At 73.7% G+C, this 13,961-nt stretch carries 11 protein-coding genes; all 11 read right to left on the reverse strand.

Annotation, left to right across the window (positions count from 1 at the left end; genetic code table 11):
• Nucleotides 1-138 precede the first annotated feature (138 nt).
• The 11 genes from ACZ4WH_RS39985 to ACZ4WH_RS40035 all read right to left on the reverse strand — a co-directional run bounded on the left by ACZ4WH_RS39985 (nucleotide 139) and on the right by ACZ4WH_RS40035 (nucleotide 13,957).
• Nucleotides 139-1,278: a sugar phosphate isomerase/epimerase family protein gene (locus ACZ4WH_RS39985; RefSeq protein WP_468190268.1), complete on the reverse strand. Its 1,140-nt coding sequence runs from the start codon at nucleotides 1,276-1,278 to the stop codon at nucleotides 139-141.
• The gene (locus tag ACZ4WH_RS39990; protein ID WP_468190270.1) at nucleotides 1,275-2,690 is read right to left on the reverse strand and encodes a nucleotide pyrophosphatase/phosphodiesterase family protein; all 1,416 of its coding nucleotides are present in this window, start codon (nucleotides 2,688-2,690) and stop codon (nucleotides 1,275-1,277) included. Before ACZ4WH_RS39990 ends, ACZ4WH_RS39985 begins: the two co-directional genes overlap by 4 nt.
• Entirely contained in the window at nucleotides 2,687-3,856 is a 1,170-nt protein-coding gene (eboE, locus tag ACZ4WH_RS39995) for a metabolite traffic protein EboE (protein WP_468190272.1), read from the reverse strand. Before eboE ends, ACZ4WH_RS39990 begins: the two co-directional genes overlap by 4 nt.
• A gap of 3 nt (nucleotides 3,857-3,859) precedes the next feature.
• Nucleotides 3,860-4,708 carry a TatD family hydrolase gene (locus ACZ4WH_RS40000; protein WP_468190274.1) on the reverse strand — a complete coding sequence of 283 codons (849 nt, stop codon included), beginning with the start codon at nucleotides 4,706-4,708 and terminating at the stop codon, nucleotides 3,860-3,862.
• Nucleotides 4,708-5,346, reverse strand: a complete 639-nt coding sequence (locus tag ACZ4WH_RS40005; protein ID WP_468190276.1) for an EboA domain-containing protein — start codon at nucleotides 5,344-5,346, stop codon at nucleotides 4,708-4,710. The genes ACZ4WH_RS40000 and ACZ4WH_RS40005 overlap by 1 nt, the downstream gene beginning before the upstream one ends.
• Nucleotides 5,343-6,224: a sugar phosphate isomerase/epimerase family protein gene (locus ACZ4WH_RS40010; protein WP_468190278.1), complete on the reverse strand. Its 882-nt coding sequence runs from the start codon at nucleotides 6,222-6,224 to the stop codon at nucleotides 5,343-5,345. Before ACZ4WH_RS40010 ends, ACZ4WH_RS40005 begins: the two co-directional genes overlap by 4 nt.
• Nucleotides 6,225-6,387: 163 nt before the next feature.
• On the reverse strand, nucleotides 6,388-7,287 hold the full coding sequence (locus tag ACZ4WH_RS40015; RefSeq protein WP_468190318.1) for an SCO3242 family prenyltransferase: 900 nt from the start codon (nucleotides 7,285-7,287) through the stop codon (nucleotides 6,388-6,390).
• A gap of 497 nt (nucleotides 7,288-7,784) precedes the next feature.
• Nucleotides 7,785-8,909 carry an inositol-3-phosphate synthase gene (locus ACZ4WH_RS40020; protein WP_468190280.1) on the reverse strand — a complete coding sequence of 375 codons (1,125 nt, stop codon included), beginning with the start codon at nucleotides 8,907-8,909 and terminating at the stop codon, nucleotides 7,785-7,787.
• A 136-nt stretch (nucleotides 8,910-9,045) separates the two neighbouring features.
• On the reverse strand, nucleotides 9,046-10,365 hold the full coding sequence (locus tag ACZ4WH_RS40025; RefSeq protein WP_468190282.1) for a ThuA domain-containing protein: 1,320 nt from the start codon (nucleotides 10,363-10,365) through the stop codon (nucleotides 9,046-9,048).
• A 12-nt stretch (nucleotides 10,366-10,377) separates the two neighbouring features.
• A complete protein-coding gene (locus ACZ4WH_RS40030) occupies nucleotides 10,378-12,864 on the reverse strand; it encodes a PQQ-dependent sugar dehydrogenase (RefSeq protein ID WP_468190284.1) in 2,487 nt (828 codons plus the stop codon).
• A 94-nt stretch (nucleotides 12,865-12,958) separates the two neighbouring features.
• A complete protein-coding gene (locus ACZ4WH_RS40035; RefSeq protein WP_468190285.1) occupies nucleotides 12,959-13,957 on the reverse strand; it encodes a sugar phosphate isomerase/epimerase family protein in 999 nt (332 codons plus the stop codon).
• Between the last annotated feature and the right edge of the window lie 4 nt (nucleotides 13,958-13,961).

The raw sequence follows: 13,961 nt of genomic DNA on the forward strand, positions 1-13,961 counted from the left end.
CCCCCCCCCCCCCCCCCCCCCCCCCCCCCCCCCCCCCCCCCCCCCCCCCCGCCCCGCCCCCCCCCCCCCCCCCCCCCCCCCCCCGCCCCCCCCCTGGGCCGAGTTCCGCCGGCCCCGGCCGCTGGGAGAGGAAAGCCGCTAGCGGCGCAGTGCCGCCAGGTTGCGGTAGCCGATGGCCGCGTGTTCCAGGGACTGGGCCGGGTTGGCCGCGCTCGGGGCGTTGTCCTGCTCGACCATCGGGTTGTGGTAATTGCGGTGGCCCACTCGGGAGAAGAACGTCGTGTAGTCGATGACCCCGGTTCCGAACGGGACCATGTCGTAGCCCATGCCGTTCGTCGTGTTCACGACGCCGTCCTTGGCGTGGAAGAGCGGGTACCGCTTGTCGTGGCGGGTGACCAGGCCCGCCGGGTCGAAGACGTTCGTGCGCGTGGAGCCGTCGTGGGCGGTGTAGGCGCGGAACTTGTACTGGGCGACGTGCGCCCAGAAGACGTCCATCTCCAGCCAGACCAGCTTCGGGTCGGTGACGGACAGGAAGTACTCCAGCTTGCGGATGCCGGAGCTGCGGGTCGGCCTGCCCTGGGCGTCCAGCGGTCCGCCGTCGAGGAGGAAGTCGTAGGCGGCGTCGTGGTTGTGGGTGTACAGCTTCAGCCCCGCGCGGCGGGCGATCTCGCCGAGGGCGTTCCACTTGTCGGCGGCCACGTCCCAGTCCGCCTTGTACCGGCTGCTGGTGGGGTCGGCGCCGGTGCCCATGTGGGCCATGCCGAGGATGTTGGCGATCTCCAGGTGCTTTTTGAAGGTGTCCAGGTCGGCGGTGGTCAGCGGCCAGGAGCCGGGAATGAAGCCGTGGTTGCCCTGGGCGCGCAGGCCGGAGTCGTCCAGCCAGCGGCGCAGCAGCCTGGCGCCCTCGACGGATTCCAGGTTCGCGCCGCCGGGGGCGTTCGCGTGCTGTCCGTAGCCGGCGAACTCGACCTGGCGGTAGCCGAAGCGGGCGAGCTGCTCGAACACGGCGCGGAAGCCGGACGGCAGCGAGGTGGACAGCGGGTCCCGTCCGATGGCGTCGCGGACGGTGTAGAGGATGATGCCGCGCTTGTCCGCGGGGACGAGGGCCTGGCCCCTGCCGTCGGCCACGGCCCGGGGCGCGGCCTGGACGGGGGCGGCACCGAGGACGGGGGCGGCGACGGCGCCGGCCGCGACGGCGGTGCAGGTGCTCAGGAAGCGGCGGCGCCCGATGCCGAGGCTGCGGCGCAGGTCGTCATCGGTGTGCTGGCTGATGTTCACGGGTGCCTCTTTCTGGACGGGTCGTCGGCGGTGAGACCGGCGAGGTGCAGCAGGAGCGGTTTCACGTCGGTGGCCGCGATGCGGTCGCCGACGGCGCGGGGGGTGGAGCACAACAGGAGCGGACCGTCGTCGTCGCTCGCGGGGAGGCGGCCGTGGCTGCCCCGGATCGGTGAGGGGTCGAGGGGGACGACCGCCATGCGGTACCGCAGGCCCAGCTTCTTGCGGGCCAGGGCCGTCGCCGCCCTGACCTTGACATATGGGTCCTCGGGGTCCATGAACAGCTCGACCGGGTCGTAGCCGGGCTTGCGATGGATCTCCACCAGGCGCGCGAAGTCGGGGGCGCGGGCGTCGTCCAGCCAGTAGTAGTACGTGAACCAGGCGTCCGGTTCGGCGACGGCGACCAGTTCGCCGGAGCGCGGATGGTCCAGGTGGTGGGCCTTCTTGCCCTGGTCGTCCAGGAGCCGGTCGATGCCGGGCAGGCCGTCGAGGGCGGCGCGGGTGGCCGCCAGGTCCTCGGGGCGGCGGACGTACACATGGGCGATCTGGTGGTCGGCCACGGCGAAGGCGCGGGACGCCATCGGGTCCAGGTACTCCATGCCGTCCTGGGTGTGGACCTCCAGCAGGCCGGCGCGGCGCAGGGCGCGGTTGATGTCGACGGGCCGGCTCACCGGGGTGATGCCGTACTCGGACAGCGCCACGACGGTACGGCCCTCCGCGCGGGCGTCGTCCAGCAGCGGTGCCAGGGCGGCGTCGAGGTCGGCGGCGGCTCGCAGGGAGCGGGGGTCGTCGGGGCCGTGGCGCTGCAAGTCGTAGTCGAGATGAGGTAGGTAACAAAGCGTCAGATCGGGCTGCCGGGTGCGCAGGATGTGCCGGGTGGCGTCGATGATCCACTGGCTGGAGACCAGGTCGGCGCCCGGGCCCCAGAAGCGGAACAGCGGGAACGTGCCGAACCGGTCGGTGAGTTCGTCGTGCAGGGCAGCCGGCCGGGTGTAGCAGTCGGGTTCCTTGCGGCCGTCGGCGTAGTAGACGGGGCGCGGGGTGACGGTGATGTCCGTGTCGGCGCCCATGGCGTACCACCAGCAGATGTTGGCGACCGTGTAGCCGGGGTGGGCGCGGCGGGCGGCGTCCCACAGCTTGTCCCCGGCGACCAGGCCGTTGTGCTGGCGCCACAGCAGGACCTCGCCGAGTTCGCGGAAGTACCAGCCGTTGCCGACGATGCCGTGCTCGGCGGGGAGCGTGCCGGTGAGGAAGGTGGACTGGGCGGCACAGGTGACCGCCGGCAGCACGGTACCGAGGTGCGCCTGGGAACCGGCGGCGGCGAGGGCCTTCAGATGGGGCATGTGGGCGAGGAGGCGGGGGGTGAGACCGACCACGTCGAGGACGAGGAGCGGGGTGGGGTTCCGCTCGGTCATGGCAGCTCCTTCAGACCCAGGTCGGTCAACAGGTCGCGGGCCAGGGCGAGTTCGGCGGCGATGCCGTCGGCGAGCCGGTCCCGGCCGCGCGGGCGCAGGGCGGGCGGGAGCGCCTGCCAGGTGTACGTCTCGACCTCCAGGTGACGGGTGAGCGGGCGCGGCCCGCCGACGAGCCGGGCGAGGGCCGTGCGCAGGACGGGGAGGGTGCTGGTCAGCGGCGCGGTGGGGGACGCGTGCAGCGGGACGTGGAAGTGGGCCCGCCAGGGTGCGTCCGTCGGCAGCGCGTCGCCGGCCAGGGCCTCGGGCAGGTCGTCGGTGCCGCGCACTCCGGCGTCGGTGAGCGCGCGGGTCTGGTGCAGGAAGCGGGGCTCGGCGAAGCCGGCGAGGGCGGTACGCACCTCGGGCCGGCCGGGGTGCCCGGCGTGCAGCGCCGCCGAGAGCTGTGCCTTCACCACCGGCACCGGTGAGGCGGCCAGGGCGTCCAGCGCGGCCGTCGGGTCCTCGAACGAGGTCGCGAGATGGCAGGTGTCGACGCAGACGCCGACGCGGGGATGGCCGACGGAGCCGAGTGGTGCGAGGGCGTCCGCCGTGGTCTCCACGATGCAGCCCGGCTCCGGTTCCAGGCCGACGCGGACCGAGCGGCCGGTCAGCTCCGCCAGCGAGTCCAGGCGCTGCCCGAGCGTGCGCAGGGCGGCCCGGCCCGCTTCGGCGCGGTCGGGGGTCCAGGTGGTGCGCCAGCCGAGCGGCAGGGTGGAGACGCTGCCCTCGGCGACGTCGTCGGGCAGCAGCGCGGCGAGGGTGCGGGCGAGCGCGGTGGTGTACTCCAGACGCTCGCGGTCCGCCCAGTCGGGCTTGTACACACGGTACTTGACCTCGTCGGCGCCGAAGCCCTCGTACGGGAAACCGTTGAGGGTGACGACCTCCAGACCGCGCCGGTCGAGTTCCTGCCGCAGGGTGCGCAGCGCGGCCGGATCGGTGTCCACCGCGCGGGCCGCGTCGTGGGCCAGCCACAGGCCGATGCCGAGCCGGTCGCGGCCGAGCCGGCGCCGGACGGGCTCGCAGTGGTCACGCAGCTGGGCGAGGACGCCGGCGAGGGTCTCGGCGGGGTGGACGTTGGTGCAGTAGGCGAGGTGGACGGTCGTACCGTCCGGGTGTCGGAAGCGCATCGCTCACTCCCCGCCGCGCAGCAGGGAGTTGCCCTCGTGGGTGGCCTCCGGCGGGACGACCTCCAGCTCCAGCCGGCCGCTCATGCCGTAGAAAGCGACCGGGTTGCGCCACAGCACCCGGTCGACGTCGTCCTCGGTGAAGCCCTCGGCCAGCATCAGGTCGGCCACCCGGCGGGTCTTCAGCGGGTCGCTGCGGCCCCAGTCGGCGGCGGAGTTCACCAGCACCTTCTCGGGGCCGTGGGCGCGCAGAATCGCCACCATCCGCCGCTCGTCCATCTTGGTGTCGGGGTAGACGGAGAAGCCGAGCCAGCAGCCGCTGTCCTTGGCCTCCCGCACGGTCGTCTCGTTGAGGTGGTCGACGAGGACCCGGTCGACGGGCAGGGCGGACTCCCGGACGACGTCGAGCGTGCGGCGCAGACCGGCGAGCTTGTCGCGGTGCGGGGTGTGCACGAGCGCGGGCAGGCCGTGGTCCGCGGCGAGCTGGAGCTGCGCGGCGAGGGCCTTGTCCTCGGCCGGGGTCATCGCGTCGTAGCCGATCTCGCCCACCGCCACGACCTGGTCCTTGACGAGGTAGCGCGGCAGCTCGTCCAGGACGGGGGCGCAGCGCGGGTCGTTGGCCTCCTTCGGGTTGAGGGCGAGCGTGCAGTGGTGGGCGATGCCGTACTGGGCGGCGCGGAACGGCTCCCAGCCCAGCAGCGAGTCGAAGTAGTCGAGGAAGGAGGCGGGGGAGGTGCGGGGCTGGCCCAGCCAGAACGACGGCTCGACCACCGCGCGGACACCCGCGTCGCGCATGGCCTCGTAGTCGTCGGTGGTCCGGGACGTCATGTGGATGTGCGGGTCGAACAGGCGCATCAGGAGGCCTCCTTGCCGGACTCCGCGAGGGCGAGCACGCGGTACAGGCCGCTGGGGACGGGGCGGTCGGCGGCGGTGCGCTCGGCCGCGAAGTCGGTGAGCATCCGGGCGAGTTCGGCGTCGCCGCGGGCGCGCTCGGCGAGACCGGCGACCGCCTCCACGGGGACGCCGGTGAACAGGCACTTCAGTACGGCCTGCCGCCAGCCGTGGGGGTCGAGATGGCGGGCCGCGTAGGGGCCCACGGCGGCGGCGAGCAGCCGGGTGTCGTTCGTGCGCAGGGCGTCCTCGACGAGGGGGAGCGCGTCGGGGCCGGGCACGAGGTGGGGCAGGGCGAGCAGCACGGCCCGGCGTTCGGCGGCGGTTCCCTGCCGGTAGACGCGGGTGACGGCGGCGAGGTCGGCGCGGGCCGTGTGCAGGATCAGGACGCGGGCGGCGTCGGCGTGCCGGCTGCCGCAGCGCCGGCCGGCCTCGGCCAGGCGCAGCTCCCACGCGGAGATCGGGCCGTGTCCGCCGGGGTGGTCGGCGGCCTCGGCCAGGGCGGCTCGCAGCCAGGCGCGCGCGGGCGGGTCGAGGTGCGCGTCGAGGTGGTCGCGCAGCGCGTCGGGCGAGGGCGCCGCGGCGGCGGTCGAACGGGTCACGGTGTACTCCCTTCGGGCACGGCGGCCGGGATACGGGTGGCCGCGCGGCGGAGGAACGGCAGGGAGGTCGCGGCGTGGTGGGGGCCGGCGTGGGAATGGCGGGGCAGCTCCACGACCGTCAGCCCCCGGTAACCGGTGGCGGCGAGCGCCGCGAGGACGGGCGGGAAGTCGATCTCGCCCTCGCCGAACGGGAGATGGTCGTGCACGCCCCGCCGCATGTCCTCGATCTGGACGTGTCGCAGCCAGGGCGCGGCGGCGCGTACGCAGTCGGCGGGCGGCAGCGGCTCCAGGCACTGGCAGTGGCCGATGTCGAGGGTGAGGCCGAGCGCGGGCGGGTCGCCGAGGAGGCGGCGCAGGTGGTGGAAGTCGGCGAGGGTCGCCAGGAGGTGGCCGGGTTCGGGTTCGACGGCGAGGGGGACGCCGGCGGACTCGGCTGCGTCGAGGACGGGGGAGAGGGAGGCGGCGAGCCGATCCCACGCCGGGGCCGGGCCGGGGTCGGTCGGCGGAACGGTTCCGCTGAAGCAGTGCACGGCCGTGGCGCCGAGGTCGGCGGCCACCCTGACCGCCCGCAGCAGCAGGTCCACGCGCCGGGCGCGGGCCTCGGGGTCCGGGTCCAGCAGCGAGGGTCCGTGTTTGCGACGCGGATCGAGGACATAACGGGCGCCGGTCTCCACGGCCACGTCGAGCCCCAGCCCGGCCAGACGCCGCGCCACCCGCCGGGTACGGTCGGCGAGGCCGGGGGCGAGCGGGTCGAGATGCATGTGGTCGAGGGTCAGCCCGACACCGTCGTACCCGAGGTCGGCGAGCAGGGCGAGGGCGTCGTCCAGCCGGAGATCGGCGAGACCGTTGGTGCCGTAGCCGTAGCGCGGGGGATTCACGTGGCGCTCCCTTTCCGGTCGGGGGTCGCGGTGACCGGGGCGGCTGTATCGGTTCGGGCGTGGATGGTCGGTGGGCCGGGGGTGGTTGCCGTGACCGGGGCGGTGCTGTCGGCTCGGGCGTGGGCGGTGAGGGCGTCGTTGCCCTGGCGGGCACGGACGAGGCTCATGTGACACTCACCCTTCTGGCCAAGCGGGCGGCCAGGGGGCCGAGGGCCGCCGTGATCAGGGCGGTCGTACCGGCTCCGGCGCGGGCGGCGAGGGCGGCCTGGAGGGGGATCGTGGCGCGGATGCCGGCGCCGACCGCGCGCTGGGTGAGCGGGGGCGACGGGTTGAGGGCGGCGTGGAGGTAGGGGCGGGCCGTGGTCGTGGCGTAGCCGAGGGCGAGCGCGGTGGTGAGCGGGCGGTCGGGGAGGAGCCGGGTCAGGGCGCCGGTGGTGGCCAGCGCGGCGAGCGGGGCGAGCGGAGAGCCGCCGCGGGTCTCCTGGCGCGAGACGGCCGTGACCGCGAGCGTGTGCGTGCCGAGCAGGGCCGCCGACGGCAGGGCCGGTCGGACGCGTCCGGCACCGGCGGCGGCGCCGAGCAGCAGGTCGAGCGCGCGGGCGGCGGCCATCGCGGCCGGTCCCGCCGGGGTCCGCTTGAGCAGGAGGTCGTACGACCAGACGGTGGCCGCGAGCGGGGTGGCGACCGCCAGCGCCGGGCGTCCCGCGCGGGCGGCCAGGGCGAGCCCGGCGGCCGTGAGTGCGCAGGCCGCGGTGAGGGCGGCGGCGGGCCGTATCCTGCCGGACGGCAGGGGCCGGTGCGGGCGCTCCACGGCGTCCTCGGCCCGGTCGGCCCAGTCGTTCAGCGCCATCCCGGCCTCGTACAGGCACAGCGACGAACCGATGGCGAGCAGACTCCCGCGCCCCGGCCGCCCGGCCACGGCAGCCGCCCCGGCAAGCGCGTCCCCGGGCACGGTGAACACAGCGGACACCCGCAACAACTCGGCCCACGCCCGCAGCCGACCGGCGGAACGGGAACGGCCGGGGAAGCACGGGCCACGTCCGCCCGGCTCGCCCGACGTCAGCCTGCCCGGTTGGTGCGGGACGCGGCTGTCCGACTCACCGGGTCCGTGGGGCAAGCGGCCGTGTGGCTCGCTCCGTGCCGGTCCGTCGGGCTGGTGCGGGAGGCGGCTGTCCGGGGCGCTCGGCGCCGGCTTGCCGGGCTCGTGGGGCACGTGGCCGTGTGGCGCGCTCGGCGTCGGTCTGCCGGGTTCTTGGGGCACGTGGCTGTGTGGAAGACGGCTGTGCGGGGCGCTCGGTGTGGGCTCGCCGGGTTGGTGCGGGGCGCGGTCGTGCGGCTCGCTCGGCTCGCTCGGTGTCGCCCCAGCCGGTTCGTGCGACAGGCGTCCGTGCGGTGCGCTCGGCGTCGGTCTGCCGGGTTCTTGGGGCACGTGGCTGTGTGGAAGACGGCTGTGCGGGGCGCTCGGTGTGGGCCCGCCGGGTTCGTGCGGGGCGTGGTCGTGCGGCTCGCTCGGTGTCGGGGTGTCGTCTCGGGTGACCGGGTCGGGGCCGGGGCGGCGGGTCACTTGGGGGCTCCCAGTTCGTGGGCGAAGTGCAGGAGTGCCGTGTGCTGCTCGGACAGGGATGCCGGGGCGGTGCCCATCGGGTCCTTGAAGTAGAAGGACAGGGCGGTGAGGGGGCCACTGTGGCCGGTCTCGTGGGCGCGGGCCGTCAGGCGGGCCAGGTCCAGGACCAGGGGTGCCGCCAGGGCCGAGTCGCAGCCCTGCCAGATGGTCTGGAGGACCATGCGGGTGCCGAGGAAGCCGGCGAAGGCGATGTGGTCCCAGGCGGTCTTCCAGTCGCCGAGCGCCGGTACGTCGTCGATGTGGACCTCGCCCTCGGGAACGCCGCCGAGCGTGTCCGCGAGGACGCGTTCCTTGCCCGCGTTCTTCGCCGCGGCGGCGGCCGGGTCGGCCAGCGCGGCGCCGTCCCCGCCGCCGAGGAGGTTCGTCCCGGACCACGCGCGCACGTCCAGGGCCCGCTGGGCGAACATCGGGCCGAGGACCGAGCGCAGCAGCGTCTGCCCGGTCTTGCCGTCCCGGCCGGCGTACGGCAGTCCGCTCGCCGCCGCGAGCGGGGCCAGCGCGGGGTGGTGCAGTCCGGTGGACGGGGTGAAGTTGACGTACGGGCAGCCGGCGCGCAGGGCGGCGGCCGCGTAGAGGGAGCTGGGCGGGAGGGCGGTCCCGGTCGCGGCCGGTTCCGTGGAGGCGACGTTCACCACCACCGCGCGGGCCAGCCCGTGCCGTCGGACGAAGTCGCGCAGGTCCTCGGCGAAGGCGGCGATCAGCTCCTCGGCGGCGCGCGTGTCGCCGGGAAGGGGGCCGCCGGTCCTGATCTCCCGGTCCGCGGCGGCGAGTTCGGCCGCGACGGCCGTGGGGAGGCCGGGTGGGAGGACCCCGCCGGCGGCGAGTTGTTCGGCGCGCTTGGGCAGGGGGCAGTCCGTGGTGTCGTGGCCGCCGAAGACGAGGGACGACAGCGCGGGCAGGCCGCTGTCGGCGAACGCCGGGCTCTCGGTGACCAGGCCCGTCGGCGGATGCAGGCCCGCGGTCAGCGCGGCGCAGCCCGCGACCACGGTGGTGGCGACGGAGCCGCGGGCCCCGATCAGCCAGACGCCGACACGCGGGGAAGGGGCGGGGGGCGCGGACATGGGCAGCCTCCTTGTCGAGCGCGGACACCAGGAGCGGTGGGGGGATGAGGCCGTGCGGTGGGGGGTTGGGGTGGTGCGAAGGCGGGGTCGGGTGGTGACGGCGGGCGGGAGTCCGGCGTCTCCCGCCCGCCGCCGTTCAGTGGCCCTTGACGGGCAGTTCCCTGATCCGGACGTCCCGGAAGGACACCTCGTCACCGGCTCCGTGGTTCTGGAGGCCGATGTGTCCGTCGGTGAGGCTCCGGGCCGGATCGGTGTTGGTGAAATCGTTGATCTTCACGCCGTTGAGCCAGATCCGAAGGCGTTCGCCCTCGACCCGGATCTCGTACGTGTTCCACTCCCCCGGCGGGTTCAGCGCACGGTCGCGCTTCTTCAGGTCGGCGGACCGGAAGCCGTAGACGGACCCCGTGGTCTTCTCGGGGACGTCGGTGGCGTCGATCTGGATCTCGTAGCCGTTGTCCACGGCCGACCACGGGTCGTCCGAGGGCGGGAAGCCCACGAACACGCCCGAGTTGTCGTCGCCGGCCGTCTTCCAGTCGAGCTTCAGGGAGTACGACCCGAAGCTCCGGTCGGCGTACCAGAGCAGGCCCATCCCGCCGGACGAGGTGAGCGTGCCGTCGTCGGACAGGGTGAAGGAGCCGGGGCCCGCCTGCCGCCAGCCGTCGAGCGAGTCACCGTCGAACAGGCTGGTGTACCCGGTCTCCGGCCGGCAGTCGGCCTGTACGGCGCCGGTCGCGTACCGTATCCCGCCCAGCAGATGCCGGCGGAACTCCGGGTCCGCGTACGACTCCTTGGTGTGGCCGCCGCCGGTGTAGAAGGCCCGGCCGCCCTGGTACTCCTGGCACCAGGCGATCGGATGGTCGCCGTTCATGGTGCCGCCGGTGTACGACGACTCGTCGAGCGAGGCGAGGACGTGGGCCCTCGCCCGGGGGTTGGAGCGGTAGTTGTACCACTCGTCGGTCCGGTTCCAGGTCCGTGCCAGCCCCGAGGTCGCCGGGTGGGCGCGGTCCTCGACCCGCACGGTGGCCGGCTGGATCGCCGGGTGCGACTGGAAGTAGGCGCCGGCGAGGCCGCCGTAGAACGCCCAGTCGTACTCGGTGTCGGCCGCCGCGTGGATGCCGACGTAGCCGCCGCCGCGGTGGACGTAGTCCTCGAACGCCGCCTGCTGGGCGCTGTCGAGGACGTCCCCGGTGGTCGACAGGAACACCACGGCGTCGTAGCGCCGCAGGGTGGACGGGGTGAACGCGCCCGCGTCCTCGGTGGCGTCGACCGTGAAGCCGCCGCTCTCGCCGAGCTGCCGCAGCGCGGCGACGCCGTCGGGGATCGAGTCGTGCCGGAAGCCGGCCGTCCTGGAGAAGACCAGCACCCGCTTGCCGTCGTCCGCGTCGTGCGAGGCGGCCGGTGCCGAGGCGCAGCCGAGAAGCAGCGCGGCCGTCGCCACGGCGGTCACTGTGCGCATGCGCCGCTCCTCTCAGCCCGTGGTGAAGGTGAAGTCGTCGACGTCGAACAGGGCTCCGTCGCCGCCCTTGAACACCAGGTAGAGCGTGGTGGTGCCGCGCGGGGCGCGGGACAGGTCGGCCTGGACGTCCTGGAAGGTCTCCCAGCCGCCGGTCACCGGCACGGCAGCCTTGCCGAGCAGCGTGCCGCTCGCCGAGCCGGCCCGGACCTCCAGGGTGCCGCCCGCGCCGCCGGAGGCGATGCGCGCGGTGATCTTCTTGGCGTTGTCCAGGACGTACGGCGTGAAGGAGATCCAGTCGCCGTTGTCGATGTCGCCGACGGTCTTGCCGCCGTGCGCCGTCTCCTTGGCGATCACCGAGACGCCGGAGCCGTTGCCGAAGTGCTCGGCCTGGCGGTGGCGGGGCTGGAGGACGCTCTGGTCGTGCGAGGTGAGCGCGGCCTGGCCGCCGCCTCCGCCGTCGGTGTACTCGGCGTTGAGCACGCCGAAGATGTTGGCGTCCTCGTCGTGGCCGCCGTCGGCGCTGGTCTGGATGGTGCCGGTGCAGCCGGTGGCCGAGGTGAGCGGGTGGCCGTGGGTGTCGTGGCCGAGGACGAAGGTGACCTTGACCTTGGCGCAGTCGATCCGGCGGCCGTCCTCGGGGTCGGTCACCTTCACGGTGAAGGGGACGGCGTCACCGAAGCTGAACAGCTGCCCGTCCTTCGGGGTCTGGAGCACCACCGTGGGCGCGGTGTTGCCGACGACGATCTGCACGCTGGCGCTGCCGGTGCGGCCCGTGGGGTCCTTCGCGGTCACGGTCGCGGTGTAGGTGCCGTTCTTGCGGTAGGTGTGCGCGGGGTTCGCGTCGGTCGACCGCGTCCCGTCGCCGAAGTCCCAGCTGTGGGTGAGCGCGTCGCCGTCCTGGTCGCTCGTGCCCTCCGAGGAGAACTGGACCTTCAGCGGCGCCTGACCGGAGGTGCGGCTCGCCGCGGCCTGGGCGACGGGCGAGTGGCCGTCGGTGGCGTTCTCGATGCGGTACAGCGCCGAGTTCTCGTCGCCGCCGAACCAGGAGACGCCGTAGTCGAGGACGTACAGCGCGCCGTCGGGGCCGAAGGCCATGTCCATCACCTGGGTGCCGGTCCACGGCACGTCGTTGACGGACTGCACGGTGCCGTCCGCGTCGCTGGTGATCCGCTTGATCCAGCGGCGGCCGAACTCACCGGCGAAGAAGTCGCCGTCGTAGGCCTCGGGGAACTTGACCGGCGAGTCGAGCGCGGGGTCGTAGTGGTAGACCGGGCCGCCCATCGGGGACTCGGAGCCGTCGCCGAACTCGGGGACCGACGGGCCGTTGTACGGAATCCAGGCGGGCTGTGCCGGGGGCAGGTCGGTCAGGCCGGTGTTGTGCGGGGAGGTGTTCTTCGGGGCGGAGCAGTCGAAGGAGGCGCCGGAGGTCCTGGTCGCGAAGTCGTAGTCGACGTAGGCGTCGTTGGCGCCGGTGCAGTACGGCCAGCCGAAGTTGCCGGGCTTGGTGACCCGGGCGAACTCGACCTGGCCGGCCGGGCCGCGGTTCGGGTCGGCGGCGCCGGCGTCGGGGCCGTAGTCGCCGACGTAGAGGATGCCGGTCTCCTTGTCGACGCTGAACCGGAACGGGTTGCGGAAGCCCATCGCGTAGATCTCGGGCCGGGTCTTGTCCGTGCCGGGCGGGAAGAGGTTGCCGTCGGGGATCGAGTACGAGCCGTCGGCGTTCACCTTGATGCGCAGGATCTTGCCGCGCAGGTCGTTGGTGTTTCCGGCGGTGCGCTGGGCGTCGAAGCCGGGGTTGCGGTCCGCGCGCTCGTCGATCGGGGTGTAGCCGTCGGACTGGAAGGGGTTGGTGTCGTCGCCCGTCGACAGGTACAGGTTGCCGGCCGCGTCGAAGTCGATGTCACCGCCGACGTGGCAGCACAGGCCGCGGGTGGTGGGGACGTCGAGGATCTTCTTCTCGCTGGCCGTGTCCAGGGTGCCGTCGCTGTTGAGCACGAAGCGGGAGAGGCGGTTGACGCCGTCGAAGGGGGCGAAGTCGGCGGCGGTGCCGGTCTCGGGCGCGTCGCCCGCCGGGGTGTTCAGCGGGGGAGCGTAGTAGAGGTAGATGAAACGGTTCGTCGCGAAGTCGGGGTCGACGCCGACGCCTTGCAGGCCCTCCTCGTCGTGCGAGTACACGGCGAGCTTGCCGGCGACCTTGGTGTTGCCGGCCGCGTCCGTCAGACGCAGCTCGCCGTCGCGGGAGGTGTGCAGGACCGAGCGGTCCGGGAGGACGGCGAGCGACATCGGCTCGCCGGTCTCCGCCTCGCCCTTGGCGAGGGTGACCTGCTGGAAGTCCTCGGCCGCCGCGGCGGTGCCCTGGTCGGTGACGGCTGCGCCGGCCGGGGGCGTGGTGAGGGTGAGGGTGGCGCCCGCGAGAAGGGTGCCGCCGAACAGGGCGAGCGCCTTGCGCAGGCGCGATCTGTGGGTTCCCTTGCGGGTGGTGCGGTCGTTCCCGTGCACGAAAGGCCTCCAGAGTGGGGCTGGTTGTACGGGGCGGGTGGTACGCCGGGACAGCGCCGTCGTCCCGGAGTGGTGAACCGACCGGCGGATACGGTCAGTTGGAGAACGCCGCGTCGAACGAGGCCGACGGCGGCTCGAAGTCGTAGGTCTTCAGGCGGGCGAGGGCCTCGGGTGCGCCCTGGAGCCGGTCCATGCCGGCGTCCTCCCACTCCACGGAGACGGGTCCCCGGTAGTCGATGAAGCGCAGCATCCGGAAGACGTCCTCCCAGGGCACGTCACCGTGGCCGGCGGAGACGAAGTCCCAGCCGCGGCGCGGGTCGCCCCAGGGCAGATGGGAGCCGAGGCGCCCGTTGCGGCCGTCGAGCCGCTTGCGGGCCTCCTTGCAGTCCACGTGGTAGATCCGGTCGCGGAAGTCCCACAGGAAGCCGACCGGGTCGAGGTCCTGCCACACGAAGTGGGAGGGGTCGAAGTTCAGGCCGAAGGCGGGGCGGTGGCCGACCGCTTCGAGGGCGCGGTGGGTGGTCCAGTAGTCGTAGGCGATCTCGCTGGGGTGGACCTCGTGCGCGAACCGTACGCCCTCGGTGTCGAAGACGTCGAGGATCGGGTTCCAGCGGGCGGCGAAGTCCTCGTAGCCGCGCTCGATCATCGACTCGGGCGCGGGCGGGAACATGGCGACCAGGTGCCAGATCGCCGAGCCGGTGAAGCCGATGACGGTGTCGACGCCGAAGGCCGCCGCGGCCCGGGCGGTGTCCTTCATCCGCTCGGCCGCGCGCCGCCGTACGCCCTCCGGGTCGCCGTCGGCCCACACCGCGTCCGGCAGGATGGCCTGATGCCGCTCGTCGATGATGGCGTCGCAGACCGCCTGGCCGACGAGATGGTTGGAGATCGCCCAGCACTTCAGGCCGTAGGAGTCGAGGAGCTGGTGGCGGGACTTCACATAGCCGGGGTCGGCGAGGGCCTTGTCGACCTCGAAGTGGTCGCCCCAGCAGGCGAGTTCGAGGCCGTCGTAGCCGAAGTCGCGGGCGAGCCGGCAGACCTCGGCCAGGGGCAGGTCGGCCCACTGGCCGGTGAAGAGCGTGAACGGACGCGGCATGAGG

The organism is Streptomyces sp. NPDC029138, assembly GCF_055564375.1.

What these genes read in the sequence shown, in the direction of transcription:
- ACZ4WH_RS39990 (WP_468190270.1), bottom strand. Translation starts at nt 2,690, where the DNA reads ATGACCGAGCGGAACCCCACCCCGCTCCTCGTCCTCGACGTGGTCGGT.
- eboE (WP_468190272.1), bottom strand. Translation starts at nt 3,856, where the DNA reads ATGCGCTTCCGACACCCGGACGGTACGACCGTCCACCTCGCCTACTGC.
- ACZ4WH_RS40000 (WP_468190274.1), bottom strand. Translation starts at nt 4,708, where the DNA reads ATGCGCCTGTTCGACCCGCACATCCACATGACGTCCCGGACCACCGAC.
- ACZ4WH_RS40020 (WP_468190280.1), bottom strand. Translation starts at nt 8,909, where the DNA reads ATGTCCGCGCCCCCCGCCCCTTCCCCGCGTGTCGGCGTCTGGCTGATC.
- ACZ4WH_RS40025 (WP_468190282.1), bottom strand. Translation starts at nt 10,365, where the DNA reads ATGCGCACAGTGACCGCCGTGGCGACGGCCGCGCTGCTTCTCGGCTGC.
- ACZ4WH_RS40035 (WP_468190285.1), bottom strand. Translation starts at nt 13,957, where the DNA reads ATGCCGCGTCCGTTCACGCTCTTCACCGGCCAGTGGGCCGACCTGCCC.